The organism is Dyella flava, assembly GCF_016904955.1.
Classification (GTDB): Bacteria; Pseudomonadota; Gammaproteobacteria; order Xanthomonadales; family Rhodanobacteraceae; genus Dyella_B; species Dyella_B flava.
In genome coordinates, this window is sequence record NZ_JADIKE010000039.1 from 450,743 (window position 1) to 470,353 (window position 19,611).

General features: G+C 57.1%; 20 protein-coding genes. 17 read left to right on the forward strand and 3 right to left on the reverse strand.

Annotated elements, in window-relative coordinates:
* Positions 1-4: 4 nt before the first annotated feature.
* The 5 genes from folC (at position 5) to ISP19_RS20405 (ending at position 5,380) form a co-directional block, all read left to right on the forward strand.
* The gene (gene folC, locus ISP19_RS20385) at positions 5-1,279 is read left to right on the forward strand and encodes a bifunctional tetrahydrofolate synthase/dihydrofolate synthase (RefSeq protein ID WP_284385038.1); all 1,275 of its coding nucleotides are present in this window, start codon (positions 5-7) and stop codon (positions 1,277-1,279) included.
* A gap of 86 nt (positions 1,280-1,365) precedes the next feature.
* A complete protein-coding gene (locus tag ISP19_RS20390) occupies positions 1,366-2,340 on the forward strand; it encodes an SPOR domain-containing protein (protein WP_204684240.1) in 975 nt (324 codons plus the stop codon).
* A 23-nt stretch (positions 2,341-2,363) separates the two neighbouring features.
* Positions 2,364-2,963, forward strand: a complete 600-nt coding sequence (locus ISP19_RS20395) for a CvpA family protein (RefSeq protein WP_204684241.1) — start codon at positions 2,364-2,366, stop codon at positions 2,961-2,963.
* A gap of 20 nt (positions 2,964-2,983) precedes the next feature.
* Positions 2,984-4,459: an amidophosphoribosyltransferase gene (gene purF / locus ISP19_RS20400; RefSeq protein ID WP_204684242.1), complete on the forward strand. Its 1,476-nt coding sequence runs from the start codon at positions 2,984-2,986 to the stop codon at positions 4,457-4,459.
* 111 nt (positions 4,460-4,570) lie between these two features.
* Complete coding sequence (locus tag ISP19_RS20405; protein ID WP_204684243.1) at positions 4,571-5,380, forward strand: ferritin-like domain-containing protein; 810 nt, start codon at positions 4,571-4,573, stop codon at positions 5,378-5,380.
* A 95-nt stretch (positions 5,381-5,475) separates the two neighbouring features.
* Here ISP19_RS20405 and ISP19_RS20410 read toward each other — a convergent pair whose 3' ends face one another.
* From ISP19_RS20410 to ISP19_RS20420, 3 genes are all read right to left on the reverse strand, one after another.
* The gene (locus ISP19_RS20410; RefSeq protein ID WP_204684244.1) at positions 5,476-6,240 is read right to left on the reverse strand and encodes a class I SAM-dependent methyltransferase; all 765 of its coding nucleotides are present in this window, start codon (positions 6,238-6,240) and stop codon (positions 5,476-5,478) included.
* A 112-nt stretch (positions 6,241-6,352) separates the two neighbouring features.
* On the reverse strand, positions 6,353-7,345 hold the full coding sequence (locus ISP19_RS20415; RefSeq protein WP_204684245.1) for a transporter: 993 nt from the start codon (positions 7,343-7,345) through the stop codon (positions 6,353-6,355).
* Positions 7,345-7,932: a hypothetical protein gene (locus ISP19_RS20420; protein ID WP_204684246.1), complete on the reverse strand. Its 588-nt coding sequence runs from the start codon at positions 7,930-7,932 to the stop codon at positions 7,345-7,347. The genes ISP19_RS20415 and ISP19_RS20420 overlap by 1 nt, the downstream gene beginning before the upstream one ends.
* A gap of 113 nt (positions 7,933-8,045) precedes the next feature.
* On the opposite strand from ISP19_RS20420, the gene pdxR reads away from it, so the two are divergent.
* The 12 genes from pdxR to ISP19_RS20480 all read left to right on the forward strand — a co-directional run bounded on the left by pdxR (position 8,046) and on the right by ISP19_RS20480 (position 19,605).
* Positions 8,046-9,527: a MocR-like pyridoxine biosynthesis transcription factor PdxR gene (gene pdxR, locus ISP19_RS20425; protein WP_204684247.1), complete on the forward strand. Its 1,482-nt coding sequence runs from the start codon at positions 8,046-8,048 to the stop codon at positions 9,525-9,527.
* Between the two features lie 124 nt (positions 9,528-9,651).
* Entirely contained in the window at positions 9,652-10,650 is a 999-nt protein-coding gene (locus ISP19_RS20430) for a putative periplasmic lipoprotein (protein ID WP_204684248.1), read from the forward strand.
* Between the two features lie 246 nt (positions 10,651-10,896).
* Positions 10,897-11,682: a DUF5672 family protein gene (locus ISP19_RS20435; protein WP_204684249.1), complete on the forward strand. Its 786-nt coding sequence runs from the start codon at positions 10,897-10,899 to the stop codon at positions 11,680-11,682.
* 82 nt (positions 11,683-11,764) lie between these two features.
* Complete coding sequence (locus ISP19_RS20440) at positions 11,765-12,574, forward strand: ankyrin repeat domain-containing protein (RefSeq protein ID WP_204684250.1); 810 nt, start codon at positions 11,765-11,767, stop codon at positions 12,572-12,574.
* A gap of 596 nt (positions 12,575-13,170) precedes the next feature.
* Positions 13,171-16,542 carry a LysM peptidoglycan-binding domain-containing protein gene (locus tag ISP19_RS20445; RefSeq protein ID WP_204684251.1) on the forward strand — a complete coding sequence of 1,124 codons (3,372 nt, stop codon included), beginning with the start codon at positions 13,171-13,173 and terminating at the stop codon, positions 16,540-16,542.
* A 1-nt stretch (position 16,543) separates the two neighbouring features.
* Complete coding sequence (locus ISP19_RS20450) at positions 16,544-16,849, forward strand: hypothetical protein (protein WP_204684252.1); 306 nt, start codon at positions 16,544-16,546, stop codon at positions 16,847-16,849.
* A gap of 135 nt (positions 16,850-16,984) precedes the next feature.
* Complete coding sequence (locus ISP19_RS21660; protein WP_204684253.1) at positions 16,985-17,260, forward strand: HNH endonuclease; 276 nt, start codon at positions 16,985-16,987, stop codon at positions 17,258-17,260.
* Positions 17,257-17,739 (forward strand): SMI1/KNR4 family protein, encoded by a 483-nt coding sequence (locus tag ISP19_RS20460; RefSeq protein ID WP_204684254.1) that lies wholly within the window; start codon positions 17,257-17,259, stop codon positions 17,737-17,739. Before ISP19_RS21660 ends, ISP19_RS20460 begins: the two co-directional genes overlap by 4 nt.
* 21 nt (positions 17,740-17,760) lie before the next feature.
* On the forward strand, positions 17,761-18,198 hold the full coding sequence (locus tag ISP19_RS20465) for a hypothetical protein (protein WP_204684255.1): 438 nt from the start codon (positions 17,761-17,763) through the stop codon (positions 18,196-18,198).
* 1 nt (position 18,199) lies between these two features.
* Positions 18,200-18,463 carry a hypothetical protein gene (locus ISP19_RS20470; RefSeq protein ID WP_204684256.1) on the forward strand — a complete coding sequence of 88 codons (264 nt, stop codon included), beginning with the start codon at positions 18,200-18,202 and terminating at the stop codon, positions 18,461-18,463.
* A gap of 101 nt (positions 18,464-18,564) precedes the next feature.
* Positions 18,565-18,930, forward strand: coding sequence for a hypothetical protein (locus ISP19_RS20475; protein WP_204684257.1), 366 nt, complete (start codon positions 18,565-18,567; stop codon positions 18,928-18,930).
* Positions 18,931-19,191: 261 nt separating this feature from the next.
* Positions 19,192-19,605, forward strand: a complete 414-nt coding sequence (locus ISP19_RS20480; RefSeq protein ID WP_188801370.1) for an Imm70 family immunity protein — start codon at positions 19,192-19,194, stop codon at positions 19,603-19,605.
* Positions 19,606-19,611 lie beyond the last annotated feature (6 nt).

Consider the following 19,611-nt stretch of genomic DNA (forward strand, 5'->3'; position numbering starts at 1 on the left):
CCGCGTGAAACCAAGAACCCTCGCCGAATGGCTGGATTATCAGCAACGCATCCATGCGCTGGGTGTCGATCTGGGGCTGGATCGGGTGCAAGCCGTGTGGCATCGCATGGGAGCCCCCCGACTCGCCCCCCACGTCATCACCGTGGGCGGCACCAACGGCAAGGGTTCGACGGTCGCATTCCTGGAAGCGATGCTGACGGCGGCGGGGCAGCGGGTGGGGTGCTACACCTCGCCCCATCTCATTCATTACAACGAGCGGATTCGCATAGCCGGTGTGGATGCCGACGATGCGTCGCTGATCGAATGCTTCGAACGCATCGAGCTTGCCCGTGGCGAGATTCCCCTGACCTATTTCGAATTCGGCACGCTGGCTGCGTTCGATCTGTTCGCGCGCGACCCGTTGGATGTCGCCGTGCTGGAAGTGGGACTGGGCGGGCGACTTGATGCGGTCAACCTGATCGACGCCGATGCCGTGATCGTCACCACGGTGGATCTGGATCATGTGGAGTGGCTGGGGCCGGATCGTGACAGCATTGGCCGCGAGAAAGCGGGCATAGCGCGCCGCGACCGGCCGGCGATCGTGGGAGAAATCGATCCACCCAAGGGTTTGCTGGAGGCGTTGTCTGCGCATGGCGCGCGGGTCGAGCGGGCAGGGCGCGATTTTTGGGTCGAGCGTGGTTCCAGCGACTGGCAGTGGCTGCATCAGGATGGCACCCGACTGCGCTTGCCCGATCCCGAACTGGCCGCGCCGGTGCAATACGCCAACGCGGCGTCGGCGATCGCCACGCTGCATGCCTTGCATGTGGTCGATCCGGCTGGACTGGAACGCATCGCCTCGGCCGGCATGCATCGACCGCGGGCGCCGGCACGCTTGCAGTTCCTGGGCGGCGATCCGGCGGTGATCGTCGACGTTGGCCACAACCCGCAGGCGGCACGGGCGCTTGCCGAATGGCTGGACACCCAGTCCGGCGATGAGCGCGTGCATGCCGTGTACGGCGCGCTCTCCGACAAAGATGTCGGCGGCGTGATGACTGCATTGGGATCGCGCATCACGCATTGGCATCTGGCCAGCCTGGATCAGGACACACCACGCGGCCTGCCGGCGTCGGTGCTGGCTGGCGTACTGCATCAGGCGCTGCCGCACGCAGCGTGCGATACGCATCCTGACGTGCGCCACGCGCTGGCGGCAGCTCGCGCCAGCGCGCGGCGCGGCGAGCGCATTCTGGTATTCGGTTCGTTTTTTGTTGCCGCCGCAGCGCTGGAAGAAACGGCTGGCTGAACCTTTGTCCTGTTTCTGTCATGTCCGGCGGCAGGGACAGGTATAATCGCCGCCGTCACGCACAAGCTGGTTGTCTGGAGTCCATCTTGAACACACGCCTGTTGGGAGCTGCCGTCCTCGTCGCGCTGGCTATCTTGTTCGTGCCGATGATGTTCTCAAGCAAGCCGCCGTCGACCAGCACCACCACCGATCAATCGGTCAGCCTGGCCATTCCTGCGGCGCCGGATCGCGACTTGCAGACCAAGACGATGAGCTTGAACGGCCAGCCGGCGGTTTCGAGCAGTGTCGCCCCGGCGACCACCGCGGCGCCGAATGCCAGCGGCATGTCCACGGTGAACACGAATTCCCAGCCTGCTTCCAGCGCAACCGCGCCCGCGATTGCCGCACCCGTCCAGCAGGCCGCGGTGCCGTCTTCACAACCGGCGATTCCCGTCATTCCGTCGAAGACCGCCATGGCGAGCCGCCCGGTCATCGCACCGCCTCCGGCCGCCACGCCAACGCCATCCCCGGCGCTGCCGCCGGAGACCGCAGCGCGCGGCATCTATAGCGTCAACCTCAGTGCCTACGAGCCGGCAGGGGCGAACCGTCTCATGCAGCGTGTGCGGAGCCTGGGTTATCCCGTTCGCAGCGAGCCGATCCAGCGCGCCGGCAAGACCCTGACCCTGGTCAGCGCCGGTCCGTTCGATACCCGGGCCGCGGCGGAAGCCGCGCGCTTGAAGATCGCCCAGACCGTACCCGGCGTGCCGGCCCGCCTGGAAAGTGGCGCCACCACGCCCCAGGGTGATGAGCCGGCTCCGGTGGCGGCAGGCCCTGGTCCAGTTCGCGCTGGCGCCTGGGCCGTTCAGGTAGCCGCCATGGGTAGCCAGGCCGATGCCATCGCGCTGCGCGACAAGCTGCGCGCGAACGGCTTCGACGGTTTCGTGGACTCGGTCAATGCCGGCGGCAAGCGGCTGTGGCGCGTGCGGGCTGGCCCGCAGACGCAGCGCAGCGATGCGGTCAGCGTGCGAGATCAGATCAAGGCCAAACTCGGGCTCGACGGTAACGTCGTTAGCGCTAACTGAACAACGCCACCGGAAGCCTGGGCATGAACGCGGTCGACCTGATCATCATCGCGGTATTAGCGCTTTCGGTCCTTGTAGGACTTTTTCGAGGCCTCATATCCGAGGTGCTGGCGCTGCTTACCTGGATAGCGGCTTTCTGGGTGGCGAAAATGTACGGCCCGATGGTGTCGGCGCACTTCGAGCGGACCATCGAAACGCCGGTGCTGAGAGTGCTGGTCGGCTACGGCATCTGCTTCATTGCCGTGCTGATCCTTGGTGCACTGGTGCGGTTTGTGTTGCATCAGCTGGTGGACGGCACGGGTTTGGGCGGCACGGATCGCCTGTTAGGAATGATTTTTGGTTTTGCACGCGGCGTGCTGCTGGTGGCGCTGCTGGTGTTTCTGGTCGGCATGACGTCGTTTGCGCGTGAACCGATGTGGCAGCAGTCGACCCTGTTGCCCCAGTTCAAGGGCATCGCGGCATGGCTGGAGCAGGAATTGCCAGCCAATGTGCGTGAACATTTGCAGCCGGGCAACCTGCCGGCGCATCTGCAAAACCTGCAAAACGTGCTGCCGGCCGGACTGTCGCCGCACGTACCGAATTCTCCGGCTGCAGCTTCCAGCGCGGCTGGTTCAACGCATTAACACTAACGGGTAGCAACACCATGTGCGGAATCATCGGTATCGTCGGTACCACTGAAGTGGCATCGGCGCTTTATGACGGCCTGACCGTCCTGCAGCATCGCGGGCAGGATGCGGCGGGTATCGCGACCGTGGACGGCGCGCGACTGCGACTGCACAAGGACAACGGCCTGGTCCGTGACGTGTTCAATCAAGCGTCGATGAGCCGCCTGCGCGGCCGCATCGGCATCGGGCATTGCCGCTATCCCACGGCGGGCTCGGAAGGTTCATCCGAATCGCAGCCGTTCTACGTGAACTCGCCCTACGGCATCGCTTTCGCGCACAACGGCAACCTGGTGAACACCGAGACCTTGCGCCGCGAGATGTTCGAGGACGACCGCCGGCATATCAACACCGATTCGGATTCGGAAGTGCTGCTCAACGTGCTCGCGCACGAGCTGCAAATCCAGGACCGGATGGCGTTGACCCCGGACCAGATCTTCAAAGCCGTGGCCGGTGTGCATGCACGCGCACGCGGCGGCTATGCCTGCCTGGCGCTGTTGCTGGGTTATGGCCTGCTCGCGTTCCGTGATCCGCACGGTATCCGCCCGCTGGTGCTGGGCGAACGCGTGACGCCGGAAGGCCGCGAATATGCGGTGACATCCGAATCGGTGGCGCTGGATATCCTTGGCTTCAAGCGCCTGCGCGATGTAGCGCCGGGCGAAGCGGTATTCATCACCAAGGACGGCCAGCTGCATACTCGCATGTGCGCGGATGGCGCGGTGCATGCACCGTGCATCTTTGAGTACGTGTATCTGGCACGTCCGGATTCGATGATCGAGAACGTGTCGGTGTACAAGGCGCGCCTGCGCATGGGCCAGAAGCTGGCCGAGAAGATTCTGCGCGAGCGTCCCGATCACGGCATCGATGCGGTCATCCCGATTCCGGACACCGCGCGCACTGCCGCCAGTGCACTCGCCGAGGCGCTGGGCGTGCCGTTCCGCGAAGGCTTCGTCAAGAACCGCTACATCGGCCGCACCTTCATCATGCCGGGGCAGGGCGAGCGCGTGAAATCGGTACGCCGCAAGCTCAATCCGGTGGAGCTGGAATTCCGCAACAAGAACGTGCTGCTGGTGGACGACTCCATCGTGCGCGGCACCACGTCCCGGCAGATCATCCAGATGGCCCGCGATGCCGGTGCCAAGAACGTGTACTTCGCCTCCGCCGCGCCGCCGGTGCGTTATCCGAACGTGTACGGCATCGACATGCCGGCCGCTTCCGAACTGGTGGCCGCCGGCCATACCGACAAGGAAGTGGAAAAGGTACTCGGCGCCGACTGGCTGATTTACCAGGATCTGCAAGACCTGATCTGGGCCGTGCAGGACGGCAACGAAAACCTGAAGCACTTCGACACCTCGTGCTTCTCCGGCGAATACATCACCGGCCTCGATCAGCATTATCTGCAGCAGATCGAAATGCTGCGCTCGGACGATGCGAAGGCTGCACGTCGTAGTGCGTAACACTGCTTTTCCCCTCTCCCCTTCGGGGCACGCGGAGAGAGCACATGGATGTGCTCGGCTTTGAGGAGCGAGGAGAGGGCAGGGTGAGGGGCGGCCTAGCCACAAACTCCCATGACCGACCTCCACACCGCCGCCAAACGCTGCCTCGACGCACGCGACCCCGCCGAAAAATTGCGCCTGACCCATGCCACATGGGTGGCGCTGCAAGCCGGCGAGCTACGTCCCGATTCCACGTCACCCGCACCCGAAGCCATCGGCAATCCCGGGCGCCCAGAGCGCCCGCAACTTGTCCCGCAACGCCAAGTACCCCATCGCGGCCTCGGTACACCGGAAGGGCGTGCTGCCTTGGTACACGCCGTCGCGCATATCGAATTCAACGCCATCAACCTGGCCTGGGATGCGGTGTATCGCTTTCGCGGCATGCCTGCCGATTACTACACAGACTGGGCCAGTTGCGCCAACGACGAAGCGCGCCACTTCGCCTTGTTATCCACGCGGCTGACTGAACTTGGTCACGTCTATGGCGACTTCGATGCCCATAACGGCCTGTGGGAAATGGCCGAGAAAACCGCGCATCACGACACGGCACGCATGGCGCTCGTGCCGCGTGTACTCGAAGCGCGCGGTCTGGATGTAACCCCCGGCATGATCGAACGCCTGCGCGCGGTCGGCGATGAACCCACCATCGCGATACTGGAAGTGATCCTGCGCGAAGAAGTCGCGCATGTTGCCGCCGGCACACGCTGGTTCCGCTGGTGCTGCGAGCGTGATGCGCTCGATCCGCGCGAAACCTTTCTCGGTCTGCTGCGCGACTACATGGGACGCAACCTGCGCGGCCCCTTCAACCGGCCCGCGCGGCTGGCGGCAGGTTTCGATGAAGACGAACTCGACCAGTTAACCCAACTGGCGCTGGCCTCATAACACCGTAGGTTGGGTTAGCGAAGCGTAACCCAACGATATTTATCGTCTCGATCGAATTCCGTTGGGTTACGCTGCGCTAACCCAACCTACCCAACCTACATTGGCTTGCGAAACTTGTAGATAAACCGATCCGTCTTGCCCTTGATCGACTTGTCGAAGATTGGCAGCGTGTGATCGTCGGCCGGATTGCGCTCAGCATCGCTTTCACCGACAAACTCAAATCCCGCCGCCGTAACTTCCGCTTTCACCGCGGCAGGATCGATGCGATGCAGCGTGTTGGTCTCTGAAGTTCCCGTTCCCGCTGCAGCGGCGTGATCAAGCACGATGTAGATGCCGCCCGGCTTCAGCGCGTCATAAATGGCCTTGTTCAGGCGTGCCATATCCGGCGTGCCCATGAACGGATCGTGCAGGTCGTGATAGTTCTGCGAAGTCCAGATCATGTCGACGCCCTTGGGAATATCCAGCTGCGCAATCGGCTGCACCAGCACCATCACGTTGGAGTAAGCCGGTGTCCCGGCAAAGCTGCGCAGGATCGGCAGATTCTTGGGCGCTACCTTGTCCATCTCGACCGGCTGTATCGCATACACGGCACCCTTCGGACCGACGACCTTGCTGAAGAGGCGCGTGTAGTAACCCGCACCCGGCATCAGGTCCACCACCTTCCAGCCGCGCGTAATGCCGGTGAAATTCAATACCTCGATCGGCTTGCGTTCGGCATCCAGCGCCCGCTGATCGGCCGGCCGGTTTGGATCGGCGACGGCGAGAGCGGTAAAAGAGGGCAGTGCAGGGACGGCGTTGGCGGGGATGCCGGCCAAAACGGTGAACGCAAGCGCAGCGGCGAACAGACCATGGAGCTTCATCGAGGATCTCCTTCAACCGTAGTTATTCAGAATGACGTTTCGAGCGTATAGGGAATGTGTGTATCGATGGCCGTCCACTTTACCCTCGATGGTCATGGGGTAACAAAAAACATTAATACACGTAATTGATTGCAATAGCCGGCGTCACCGTGTTGACGGAGTTATGTCCACCGAATGTCACGCGCGTGCCAAGCAGTACGCCAATCGCCGGTGACCAGTTGTATTCAATCGCCGGCGCCAGCCCGAATGCCGTGCTCGTACCCGAATTCAGCCGCACGTTTTGCGGATAGGGAATATTGCTCGGATCCAGCATGTCTTCACCCGCTACATGGGTATTGCCGTTGTGGCTGTAGATCGCATCCAGCGCCAATACCCAGCGTTGAGTAAGACTGTATTCGAACGCCAGATCGGCGAAGAAACCATTGCCAGGTTTGACGTTACCCTGGAAACCCGGTCCGGTGCCGTAAACGCTGACACCTTGCACATCGGCGCTGCGGGAGAACGCTTCCGACACATCGAAGCGCATGCGCAGAATGCGGCCGTTCGGCAGCCAGAAATACATCTGCGAATTGAGCGCCAGCGTCGTGGTGTAGGTGCCGCTGCCGAGGCCATCGCTGGGCCGGTTGCCCAGTTGATCGTATTTGCCGGTCGGCAGTGTTTCCTGCAATTCAATGGCCGTCGTCGGCACCCCGTTGCCCGGCTGGAATTCCGTCAAGCGGTATTGCGCCTGCACCGTGATATCGCCCATGCCGATGCCGGCACTGTTCGGTCCATTGCTGACCCGGTTATAGCCGAAAACCGGAATGATCCCGACCGACAACCGGTTGACCAGGCCATAAAGGATGTACGTGCGCGAGCCGAAGCTGTTCGTGTCCTGGCTGTGGATGTCGTAGAGATAGGGCTCGAACAGAAAATGTCCGGGCGGCAAGGTTTCGGCTGAGTTGGCCAGCATCGGCCCGGTCCACCAGGCCTCGCTCATCGATTCTTCGCTGATCGGAGCAGGCGGCAGCGCTGGTGTGGTCTGCGCACCTGCGGGAAATGACCACCACAGGCAGCCATGCAGGCACAACAGGCAGGCGATACCAGCGCGCCGCCGCGCGTTCATTATTGGATCCGCGTCAGGTTTGCGACGAAGTTCGGTTCCCAGGTCTTGCCGTTGTCATCCGAGAACGACTGCTCGAAATGATGCGAGTTGGGTTTGATCTGCGACCACACCGTGCGTACCAGAATCATCCGTCCCTGATAGGTTTCCTGATCGATCAGTTCACCGCGTCCATCCTTGAATTCACCAAACGCCGTTGTTTCGAGCACACCATCCTTGCTGCTGGCGAACGTCTGGTCCCACTGATGCGTCTGCGGGTTGTAAAGAAACAGCGTGAGTCCTTCCAGATGTTCGGTGGGACCACTGGCCTCGATTTCTTCCATCGATGCCTTGCCACCCCAGATTTTCCGCACCGTCACCGTGCCGTTGAGTTCGGCCCAGGTCTTCGAGCCGGTCAGCGGGTGCTGGAGGGTCATGATGTGCGTGTGCCAGGTGCCGATGTTGAAGTCGAAATCGTGTGTGCCATCGCGGAGGACCGGCGCGGCGGTGGCGCTGGACGCGGTGTCCCGCGCGCCTGCCGGGGTGGGCAGAGTGGCCGTGGCCGCGACCCAGGCAGCGCTGAGGAAAAGAGCCCTTCGGAACAGCTTCATGGCAAACCTCCCAGGTGAGCATCCGTATGCGTGGAGCGAAAGTTAGGCCGACTAGTGGTTTACGAAAATAGCCACTTGGGTATGATTCGATATAACCACTTGAGGCCAATCGCATGAAACGGATATCCGCAGGTTTCCTGCCACCGGTTGCGTTGGATGCGGCGGCTGGCACGCCCATGTACGACCAGTTGTCCGAGTGGTTCCGGCGCGCCATCGTCGGCGGCCATCTGCGGCCGGGGCAGCGTGTACCGTCGACACGCAGCCTGGCCAAGGAGCTGAGGATTTCCCGCGTACCGGTGCTTAGCGCTTACGAGCAACTGTACGCAGAGGGTTATCTCGAAACCTTCGTGGGCGCCGGCACCTGTGTTGCGCGATCGATACCGGGCCAGACGCTGAAACCGCACGGCGCAACCGAACGGCACACGCAGCTGCCAAACACGACGCAAACCGCGCCGCGCAAAATCGCGCAACGCGTGGATGGTTTACGCACACCGCCGCAAACCTGGGCGAATAATCAAGGCGCATTCCGCGTCGGCTTGCCGGCCATCGATCACTTCCCGGTCACAACATGGTCGAAGCTATTGCATCAGCATGCCCGCAAGCCGCCCATCGAGCAGATGGTGTACGGCGATCCGATGGGCTATCTGCCGCTGCGCGAAGCCATTGCCGAATACCTGGGCACCGTACGCACCGTACGCTGCGATGCATCGCAGATACTCATCACCACCGGCTCCCAGCAAGGCTTGCAGGTCTGCGTGCACGCCTTGCTCGATGCAAAGGATCGCGTCTGGATGGAAGACCCCGGCTATCCCGGTGCGAGGCAGGCATTAGGTACGATCGGCGCGGAGATCATTCCGGTTCCGGTCGACGAAGAAGGCTTGAATGTCGAGGAGGGCATTCGACGTCAGCGCAATGCACGTGCGGTCTACATATCGCCATCGCATCAGTTTCCCCTCGGCTACACCATGAGTGCCACGCGGCGCATGCAACTGCTCAGCTGGGCCTCGCGCAGCGGCGCATGGATCATCGAAGACGACTACGACAGCGAATACCGCTTCGGTGGCCGCCCGCTTGCATCGCTGCAGGGCATGGATACCGACGACCGTGTCGTCTACGTCGGCACATTCAGCAAGGTGATGTTCCCCGCCTTGCGCGTCGGCTACATCGTTGTGCCCAAGGACCTGGTCGGGGCGTTTGCTGCCGTCCGCGACGCCCTCGATACGTTTTCCCCCATGCTTTACCAGGTCGCGCTCACCGATTTCATCCGCGAAGGCCACTTCGCCCGCCACATTCGCCGCATGCGTGCACTTTACCTGGAGCGGCGAATTGCGCTGCTCGACGCGATCGACCAATACATGGATGGCCGGCTCGAAGTCATCGGCACCGAAGCCGGCATGCAACTCGCCGCCTTGTTGCCGCACGGCGTCGATGATGTAGCCGTGTCGATCAAGGCAAAGCAACTAGGCATTTCAGCCCGGCCGCTGTCCATCTCCTACGCCGAGCGGCCGGCGCGGGGAGGGGTCATTCTTGGGTATTCCGGAGTGGGGGTGCATGAGCTTCGCGAGGGCATTCGGAAGCTTAAAACGTGTATCTAGAGAGCAGCATGCCATCAGAAAGTGCATGGTTCGTTTTACAGGCTCTTCACAAATTTCGTGTCACGCCATTGCTAGTATCGCCAGCAAGGTAATACGGTTCCAGGGAAGACGAGCAGGGGGAAAAATGAAAAGGTCACTCATCATGGCGGCAATCGCCATGTTACTTGCCGGCTGCGCGCCGGTTTCGACAAAAAGCATCAATGCCGCCCAGGATTTGCAGGGTAAAAAACTCATCGTAACCAATCACGCCATACCGGATTTCAGCGCCAATACAGCAGGCAAGGCCATGTTCGGCTTGGTCGGCGGCCTTGCGATGATTTCTTCAGGCAATGAATTGGTAAGAACAGACGAGATTCCTGATCCCGCCGTTCGCATCGGCAATCGGCTGGCCAACGATCTTGCACAAAATCAAGGCGTCACCCTGGTGCCTTCGAGCGGCTTGGTTGCACCCAGTGGCAGCTCTGCCGACCTGATAAAAACCTATCCAGGCGCGGATTTATTGCTCGACGTCAAGACTTACGCCTGGTCCTACATGTACTACCCGACCAAGTGGGCGACTTATCATGTCTTCTATGCGGCGAATATACGTTTGTTAGACGGTAAAACCGGTGACGTCATTGCGCAGCAGACCTGCAAAACAGATCCAGTCGACCCGAACAACGCGCCTTCACTTGACGAGCTACGTGCAAATCAAGGTGCATTGCTAAAAAAGTTCTTTGTTCAAGCGGCGGATACCTGCGTGAGCAATGCCGAGCAGCAGATTTTAAATTTGGCTAGCCATTACAAGGCCGGCGCTCCACAAGTGGTGGAAACCCAGTCCATTGCGACTCCGGTAAGCACGGTCAATACCGCGCAACCCACACTCGCAGAGGCCGCTGCAAGTCCCCAGGCATCCGCGGCGCCCGTGACGCAAGTCGCCTCGATGTCGTCATCCACTTCTCAGGCTGACACCGCGGTCCTGCCATTGGCTCAGAATGTTGCAACTCAAATGGGTTGTGGCACGGTCCAGCCCAATGGCGACTCCACCTTCGTTGCTTCTTGCGGAACCTATAGCGTTGTGATCGGTTGTGATGGTGGCCAATGTCGCCCCATGCATACCGTCAACGTCAAGAACGACGAATAAGCAGTCTGCCGAAACTTAAAAGGGCCGTGCGGCGCTTAGCTGTGCGGCCTTTTTATAATGATGCCTTGATATCCGCATCTGGCTTTGGACGGACGTGTATACCCTTCAAATACCTTGTACGATGGCGCGCTCGGCTGATTGGATAAGCGGCCTGGCGGGGGCTGTCGGAGTGGAATCACTCGGGCCCTGTTGCTAGCTCAGGAGAGCGTTGTCCGCCCGGCATCCGGCAAGCTTTAAGGTCATGGTATGAAGAACGCAGTCGTTGTCATTCCGCTCTATAAAACGGATCTAAACGACAATGAATTATTGTCGCTGAAGCGATCACTGAAAGTGCTCGCCCAGCACCCTTTCGCCATTGCATGCCCCGACAGTCTGGACTTGAGTCCGCTGAATGCGATTCTCGATACGGTCAACCATGTTGTTAAACGGTTCCGAGACGATTATTTCAAAGGGCTCTCCGGCTATAACCAGTTGATGCTTTCCAGCACCTTTTACGAGGCGTTTGCCGAATACGAATACATCTTGATCTGCCAGACGGATGTGTTTGTCTTTGAGGATCGTCTAGAGCACTGGTGCAATCAGGGATACGACTACATTGGCGCCCCGTGGCTCGCATCAAGGCAGACGTTCTTCAACCGCCTGTTGTTCCGGATCAACAACGCGTTCAAGAAGAGAAAGAAGTCCACGGAGCACTACTTCAAAGTGGGCAATGGCGGTTTTTCTCTCAGAAAAACCGACGCGATGCTCCGCGCTGTCCAGCGCCGAAATGAGGGCATGGAGCAAGGCTTGCCCACGCTATCGAAGTGGCATCCGCAGAATCTTTATATCGAAGATCTCTACTTTTCGTTGGTGGCCCCCACACTGACGGAAATGAACATTCCCGACTATTTAAGCGCGGTGGACTTTTGCTTCGACCGGAAGCCCGATCTTGCCTTGAAGCTCAACCACGGCAAGCTGCCGTTTGCCTGTCATCGCTTTTATGATCCGAAGGCTAGTAAGTTTTGGCAGCCGATTGTCAGTAAATACATATAGTAATTAGCGTTGCGATGAGTCGGGAAAATGTTTTGACCCCTTTGGTCTTAGAGTCAAAGATCAAACCTTCGTTTACGTGTCCATGAAATCGAGAGCGGCCCAGTTTCTCTTTGATGAAGGCATTGAGATCATGTTTACATTGGTTCGTAAAGTTGGACTATGCATGGTTTTATTCGCCCTATCTATGCTTTGTCAGGGGCGTGACACGATGGAATTGGCCGGAAAGTCGACGAAGGATGTGTTCCATGATCCTCGCGTCGTAACCCTGATTGATGCGGTTGCCGACAACGATATGGATAAAGCCAAAGCGCTCCTAGCGGCGGGGAGTGATATCAATGCGACCGGCGAGGCGGGTCTGACGCCACTGATTTGGATGATTGGCCAGCACAACAACAAAGCTATTCATGAACTGTTGGAGCTGGGTGCAGACCCCAACAAGCCGTGGCAGCGAGGGGAGGCTCCTGTTTACATAGCTGCTTCCGGCGGTAACTTGCCGTTGCTGAATATGCTTTTGGACTATCACGGCGATCCTGATTCTCCGGCTCATGGAAGAAGTTCCATGATGATTGCAATGATGCAATTGCACTTTGATTGCGCGGAATTGTTGGTCAAACGTGGTGCTGACATCAATTTCCATGATGGCGTTATTTCCAGCATTTTCGCGCCTCTTTCAGTAGGGCGTTTCGACTGGGTGGTATGGATGCTTGAAAATGGCTATAGCCATGATCTGCAGCAGGCGCGCCGCGGTGTTATCCATCGCGTGGCTTCCAGTACACAACTGGAATGGAAGAATAAGGCGTTGGAAATTCTTAATCAGCGCATTGCGGATCAGGCCGAATCGGGGGGCCGAATCGGGGCCACCGGGGCCGAATCGGGACCACCCATGAATTAGCCCTTCGCTGATGCGGAATCGGGGGCACTCAGGTCAAAGCGAAGCGGGTCAAAGCGAAGCGGGGCCACCCACGGTCAAAGCGGAGCCAAAGCGGGCAAAGCGAGCAAAGCGGGGCGGCAGCAAAGCGGGGCCACCCATGAATTACGCTTGCTCGTGCATTGCGCTTGGCGTTTAAATAGTGGATGTCCCTGTTTTGTGCTAGTACAACCGGCACCACAACATCAACGTCCGCGCTAACGCCAACGCCGACGCCCGCACCAACGGCGACTCCCGCGCCAGCTCCTACGCCGGCACCGACGACCCTTAATCCTTCGCTGGTGGCGAGCCCCGACCTGCTGCCGCCACCGGGTGGTCCATCGCCAAGCCCCACCCCGGCGCCTACGCCCACGCCAACTCCCACGCCCACTCCGACACCTACCCCGGCGCCCGCACCCACGCCGGCCCCATCCACGACGCCCAACGTCGTTGCCAACTGGTACACCTACGATGCGGATGGCCGGGTAGAGATCGCTAACGGCAGTCTGGAGAATGGTCAGATTGTTGTCACCAGCGCGCTCAATTCCGGTGAGAACTGGTACGACGCGGCAGGCAATGTCATGCAGTACGAGTCCTATCAAACCCTCAACTCGCAGTCGCAAGAGATCGTCCAGAAGGGTTTCTATAATCAACTGAGCCAAATGGTGCTGGTACAAACGCAGACCGCGTCTGGAAGTGCTTTCGCGAATCAACAGGCCGATAGCTATGACACGGCCGGGCAACTCATCAGCCAGGTCACCTATCAGCTGCCCGGCAATACGGAAGAAGGCACCTTCGATGGCTCCCTCGTCTCATTCGACGATGGCGGATGGGTCAAGAGCGATGTCGTCTACACTTACAACGCCGACGGCGAGCTGACCGACCAGAGTACCTATGCCGAAGAGGCTGCGCAGACCCTGATCAATGAATATGTAACGTCCTCCGGGGTCACCAGCAGCAGCTATGCCACGGAAGATCAAGAGATGCCGGGCATGCCCACATCGGTGGGGTCTTGGTCAGATGGCGCACTCCTCCTGGACTCGGAAGTCGAGTACAACTCCTACGATGCCGACGGCAACCTGATTAGCTACCAGACCTCATACATACCGCAGGAGACGGTGCTCAATCCGAGCGGCACACAGAGCACGGATGACTACACCAATACCTATGTATGGCAGAACGCGGCGCTCAACAGCGGCACCGCAGAGACAATCACGAGCGATGGCAGCACCAGTACACAAAGCAACACCAATACGTACAACGACCTGGGTGAGCTTGTTGCGACCAATGGCGGTGTGAACGGGAGTTCGCAGACCAACTACATGGCATACACCGCCGATGCCCAGCTTCTGCAACAGACCACTACACCCACTGGTTCCAGCAGCAGCACCAGCGTCATAACGATGTATGCCAACCAGCAAAGTCTCGGTAGCGTCAATAGCGACGGCGCCATCAACGTGCTGGCGACCACCGGCGGTTTCACCAACAGCACCAATGGTACGCAGAACTACACGGTGAAAAGTGGCGACACGCTGCAATCGCTGGCGCAGGAGATCTACGGCGATAGCAACTACGGCTACATTATTGCGGAGGCCAATGGCCTGGAGCCGGGCAGTTCATTGACGGTAGGGATGACGCTGCAGATTCCGCAAGTCACGACCACGGCCAATAACGCAAATACCTTCCAGCCTTCCACGCAAAGTGCCGTTGCCAACGCGGGCCCCTCAGCCTGTGAAACGACGGCGGAAATCGTGGCGGCCTCGATTGAGACGGTGCTCAATCAGCAGTCGGCGTTTGCGCAAACGGTGGATCAGGCCGAAGAACAGGAGAGCGTGGCAGCGGCGGCCGCCGCTGCCCAAGCTGCCCGGCTAGCCGCTGAAAAGGTCGCGAACGGGGCCTATCGCTATGAATATGAGGAGATCCAGCAAACCCTGTCGACGCAAGCCAGCAAAGAGGCTGACCTCGCGACCCAGTATGCCCAGGCCTCCCAGCAGGCGCTCGCGCAAGGCAACCAGCAGGCGGCTGCGCAAGCCGCTCAGCAGTCGCTCGCCGCCGCCGCAGCGGCGCAGCGGGCCATACAGGGGTTGGCTGCTCAGGATCAGCCGGTTCATACGGACCTTTTGTCTGATAGTGGGGCTGTGCCCGACGGTGTGTATGGTACGGACGACGACGATAATGACAATTACTACTCGGGTCAGTTGGGAGCGCCTTCTTTTACTCCTGCTCCCCCTAGTGTTTGGGTGCCGCCTGGCTATAGCTTGGGCAGTTGGGGCAACGGTACGTCACCGGCACCCACTCCCGCGCCAGTATTAGCGCCAGCACCCGTATTACCAACAGCACCAGTACTACCATCGGCACCAGGATTGGGTCTCACTTTCAATAATCCGCTGCCACCTATACAGGTAAGCCAAAACATTGGGCCTGAGACGATTACTGCTGCGCCGCTGATCGTTCCTTCTGAGTCAGACTTGAATGATTTGGGGTCTACGATGCCTACGGCGTCGTTGGTTTCATTGGCAGGGAGTGATGTAACTGATCTCGAAGGGGGCTATCCGGCTGGGATTACCTATGGCAGCGAGATGCCACTGAACGGTCAAGCAGGTGGCCCGATGGTGGATTTCTGGAATGCGCCGGAAGGCTCGTTGATGGGGGTGGTTAACAATGCAAACAGCAGCGGAATATCAACCACAACATATGCAGGTCAAACGAACTTTACTGCTGCTCAGCAGGACGATATCAATAATGATTTAGTGGCTCCCGCTGGAACAGATGGGACGATATGGCCCGCTTATGTCGACGCTAATGGCATCGTAGAGCCTGTAGGTGTTCCGGAAACAGTCAATGGTAATCCGGTCACAGTCGACGGCAGAGATGTTGAGAATATCCTGGGGCCATCGGTAACGGCTGATGTCAACGCTCCCTATGGCTTGGTAGATCCAGATATTGCGGTGACGTTTACGGCACCAGACTTGGCCCCGCCTCCGTCTCCCAATCTCTACACCTATAGTAGTCCGGGGGGAGATCAAGCGATTTCATATGCGTCTATTTCTGATTCAATGCCATTGTGGACCTTCAATAGTGGTGGTTCATTACAGGACCCATACACGCCCGGAAGCGCTCTCAATCCGCAGCCAGATCTGACGCTTCCGCAAGAAAGCACCCCGTCGGTGATTGATCCATTGACTGGCGAATATGGTCCAATGCCGACTGTGGAGGACTCAACACCCTCGTTGTTGGCTCGGCAGGACCAGCAAGCTCAATTGAATAAGTTGGGCATGTTTTTGTTCTTCAGTAGCCTTCCATCGTATGCTAGTAAGATGGAAGCGCCGGAGTTTGGTCCCGGGCCGTACGCGGAGCCTTATGAACCGTCTGGACCTAATGTGAGTAGTGTTGATTCAGGCACAGAAGTTGCTCCGACAAATCCAGACGAACCTAACCCAGCAGATGCTGTTAATCCTTCTCCGGCTGACGTTAGTGCGACCGTTCCAAATGGTGTAACGGCTAATTCAATAACATTAGATGGATCTTCGGTCTTAAGTAAGAGTGAATTAAATCAACTAAGCTCCTCACAAGTTAATGAATATCTCCAGGGTGTTGTAAATAATTTAAATGTCACAACCACCGAAAATCAGGCGGTCTTTTATTCCGGAAGTGGTGCGGGTGCAAGTGCTCAAGATTTTGCAGCGGCCAATGGGAAGCTTACAATTGAAATGACCCCCGGCGGTGGTTGGCTTAATGACCTGGATTTATTTAATGGTGGTGTGTCCGGAGTTTCGCAATCACAAGCTCAGAATTTATGGATTCAAGCTTCAAGTAATTATGCGAATGGAGCTTCTGGATCGGTAGTTGGTATTCTTAATAATCCAAATCCGTTAGGGATATTTAATACGGTTGAATATCCGTTGCTACAAGCTAACCCGTCTGTCACTAATGTCATTACAGGTGGAAAGTAGTATGAATGATTTCGTAAAAATTAATGAGCAACACGTGAAAGAGTCATCTGGATATGAGGTCTATTCAGATGGAAGGGACTATTTACGCTTTAAGGATGGCAAGTGTAATTTTCGTATCCGACGCGAACTTGGTTGGAATCCAATAACGCGCAAGGGGCATGAGTACATTTACGTAAATGATATTTACGACGAAAATATGGCTAATGTCGCTTTGACGCCTGATGAGCGAAACCGCCTCATGGAAAAAGTGGTGGCTGCAATAAAATTCATGGACGACTTCGAGGTAAGCTTTGTGGAGCATGATTAAGCATGTGGTTTATTTAGTGTTCCAAGCGCGGGAGCCGATGCTGCTGATCAGGAAATCCAATTAGTTGGCGGTAGGGCGCCAATCAATAGCAAATACGCCGGGCAGACTTATCCGCTGGAAAATTTATCTCCAGAATTGCAGGTAAAATATCCGGACAGTGTCAGTTTTACGCCGCAAGGATTCCCTGACTTCTCGCCGTACTCGGTTGCCGAGGTACAGCTTGATGGCCTGACCGGAAATTATGCGAACGATGCAGCATTGTCGAATGAGGCAGTTGGCCTCGACGCAACTCCGCAGGGATACGTTTGGCATCACGTCGAAGATGGTGAAACCATGCAGTTGATCCCTCAAGATATACATAACGCTGTTCGCCATACGGGCGGTGCGGCAGTCATAAGGTACGGCCAATGAAGATCAACATAAGTAGAGTAGAAGTCCCACCTACAGCGGAACAGATTTCTTCCGCGGAAGCTGCGTTGGGCACAAAATTTACAGTTGAGTATCTCGACTTCCTTTTGAAGTTCAACGGCGCTGTGCCGGATGCGAACGTATTTCGTATTTCTGATCAAAATAGTGCTGGAGTGAATGCGTTTTTACCGATTGAAAAAGTTCCCTACGAGGCGAGCCTTATGGATAAGGACGTTGCAGCGGACTTTTTTCCAATCGCATATGCAGAGGGTGGCAACTATGTATGTATGCCGCTTTCATCAAGCAAGAATTCGGGCGTCTATTTTTTGGATCACGAAATACCGGGATTGGAGTCGCTCACCAAGCTTGCTGCATCATTAAACGATTTCTTGGATCTACTACGACCAATCGATCGTAATGAAGTCAAGTTGAAGCCTGGTCAAGTAAAGAAGGCGTGGATTGATCCAAGCTTTTTGAAGTGACAAGGAACATAAAAGCCCGCCATGTGCGGGCTTTTTGTTGTTCCAAGCACGACAGTCGACACTGCGGGATCTGATATCCACCCTGACATCCTTGCTGCTCAACAAGATCAGATTAATTCTGGTTACAACCCAGATAACTGGACCATGACAACATTGCCGAAAGGAAGCCTCGTATACGGAGGCTTGCCAGGTCAGTCCGCTTACTACACAACAGAGCAGACACTTCTGGATGGCAACTTTGATAGTGCGACCATATTTGACAGTCTTCAGGTGGCTCCACATCCTGAATTTGGTTACCGACCGGAAATGGGCGTCTATCAAGTTTTGGAAGATACGCAGGTTCCAACGGGTCAGGCTCTAGCAAACCCGGGTATTGGCTCGGGTGGAGCGCAGCAATTCTTCTTCGGCAATTACGGAACGCAATTGCAGCTAATCAATCAGATTCCTTTGGGGAAGTGAGATGAAGATCCAATCAGTTTCTATTGCAAGTGCTGTCCAAATTGCGATTGAAGAAGGAAATGCCGTGAAGGAAATTTCCGAAGGATGGACAAAGGTTGCTCAGGTGGTTCATATGACGGGCAAAATGTCTTCTGATACGCAAAGAAGGATTGAGTCCGAAGTGCCATCGCTTCGCTATTGGGAGTCAGCTGCGACTCCTCAGAATCCAGCAGCCGAAGGTTTCATATCTGATCAGGATAAAGTCGGGCTCTCTTTCCCTAGATAGCAACACTTTTAGCATATTCGACGCCCGCCTAATGCGGGCGTTTTGTTGTTCCAAACAGTGCAGTTGATGCGACGGCAGGTGGATCTGGATCTCCGTCGCAGTTGGTCAGTGGTCAAGCAGCCGAGGCTCAGCAGCTTGCAGCGTTGAATTCAACAGGGAAGGTTCCTTTTACCCCAACGCCAGATCAAGTAAACAGCGCGGCGTTCCAGGTAATCGTTGGTCCAGCTCAGTACACGGCCAGTGGTGATCTGGTGAGTACGATTTACGATGGTTTGAATGCAGATGGTCTTGCAGAGATCAAGACTGGATCTAGTACGCTCGACTCTTCTTATCAACTGAGGTTGCAGACATATGGGGCGCTTGTTAACGATACGCCGTTGACGATCTATACAAGCCGACCGGTCAATCCAACTTTCCAGAACTACCTCAATAACTGGGGAGTGTCTGTTCAACCCTTGCCGTATTGAGGTGACTGTTATGGAAGTTAAAGTTACAAAACACCAAGTTGCTCGGAGTGCAATGCCTGATGCAGAGGCATTCAACAGGATGTACTTGATCAAGAATGTGACGCGACTTAGATCCACCTATCAGATACGGTTGCTTGCGTTTAGGGCTGTCGAAAAAGGTATGCAGCTAATTTTGCGCGTTCCAGAAGCGTGCGTCTTCGACGATTCCCTAAACGAGCTGATAAAGAAGTGCGGCAAGTCTGTGGCAAGGGAGAACTACTGATGGGCCTTTACTTGTGCGCATTTGACGGCGACGAAGAGATTGACGGCGTTGAGGTGGGTTCTTACGCAGATTTCAATTTCTTCAGGGACGCGGTTATTGCTGCGGTGGAGGAAGGAGAGCGTGGAAGTCGATGCCCAACACTGGTAAGTCATCATGACAGTGATGGTGAATGGTCTCCCGAAGAAGCCTCGCGCCTTATTGGCGAGTTCGACCTGATAGGGAAGGCCTTGAGTGAGTTGCCGCCGGTGGAATTTAACTCTCCATGGAAGGGGAAGGTGGCTTCTTCGCTTGGTTTGAAACCAAAGAGCTTACTCGACTGCTTTTTTGATGTAGATGGAGAGCCTTTGGTGGATCGGCTTCGTGGTCTAGCTGAAAAAAGTATTCGGAAAGGTGTTCCGATCCTCTTTCAGTAGCATCTT

What these genes read in the sequence shown, in the direction of transcription:
- ISP19_RS20395 (WP_204684241.1), top strand. Translation starts at nt 2,364, where the DNA reads ATGAACGCGGTCGACCTGATCATCATCGCGGTATTAGCGCTTTCGGTC.
- purF (WP_204684242.1), top strand. Translation starts at nt 2,984, where the DNA reads ATGTGCGGAATCATCGGTATCGTCGGTACCACTGAAGTGGCATCGGCG.
- ISP19_RS20405 (WP_204684243.1), top strand. Translation starts at nt 4,571, where the DNA reads ATGACCGACCTCCACACCGCCGCCAAACGCTGCCTCGACGCACGCGAC.
- ISP19_RS20410 (WP_204684244.1), bottom strand. Translation starts at nt 6,240, where the DNA reads ATGAAGCTCCATGGTCTGTTCGCCGCTGCGCTTGCGTTCACCGTTTTG.
- ISP19_RS20415 (WP_204684245.1), bottom strand. Translation starts at nt 7,345, where the DNA reads ATGAACGCGCGGCGGCGCGCTGGTATCGCCTGCCTGTTGTGCCTGCAT.
- ISP19_RS20420 (WP_204684246.1), bottom strand. Translation starts at nt 7,932, where the DNA reads ATGAAGCTGTTCCGAAGGGCTCTTTTCCTCAGCGCTGCCTGGGTCGCG.
- pdxR (WP_204684247.1), top strand. Translation starts at nt 8,046, where the DNA reads ATGAAACGGATATCCGCAGGTTTCCTGCCACCGGTTGCGTTGGATGCG.
- ISP19_RS20430 (WP_204684248.1), top strand. Translation starts at nt 9,652, where the DNA reads ATGAAAAGGTCACTCATCATGGCGGCAATCGCCATGTTACTTGCCGGC.
- ISP19_RS20435 (WP_204684249.1), top strand. Translation starts at nt 10,897, where the DNA reads ATGAAGAACGCAGTCGTTGTCATTCCGCTCTATAAAACGGATCTAAAC.
- ISP19_RS20440 (WP_204684250.1), top strand. Translation starts at nt 11,765, where the DNA reads ATGAAATCGAGAGCGGCCCAGTTTCTCTTTGATGAAGGCATTGAGATC.
- ISP19_RS20445 (WP_204684251.1), top strand. Translation starts at nt 13,171, where the DNA reads ATGCAGTACGAGTCCTATCAAACCCTCAACTCGCAGTCGCAAGAGATC.
- ISP19_RS20450 (WP_204684252.1), top strand. Translation starts at nt 16,544, where the DNA reads ATGAATGATTTCGTAAAAATTAATGAGCAACACGTGAAAGAGTCATCT.
- ISP19_RS20460 (WP_204684254.1), top strand. Translation starts at nt 17,257, where the DNA reads ATGAAGATCAACATAAGTAGAGTAGAAGTCCCACCTACAGCGGAACAG.
- ISP19_RS20465 (WP_204684255.1), top strand. Translation starts at nt 17,761, where the DNA reads ATGTGCGGGCTTTTTGTTGTTCCAAGCACGACAGTCGACACTGCGGGA.
- ISP19_RS20470 (WP_204684256.1), top strand. Translation starts at nt 18,200, where the DNA reads ATGAAGATCCAATCAGTTTCTATTGCAAGTGCTGTCCAAATTGCGATT.
- ISP19_RS20480 (WP_188801370.1), top strand. Translation starts at nt 19,192, where the DNA reads ATGGGCCTTTACTTGTGCGCATTTGACGGCGACGAAGAGATTGACGGC.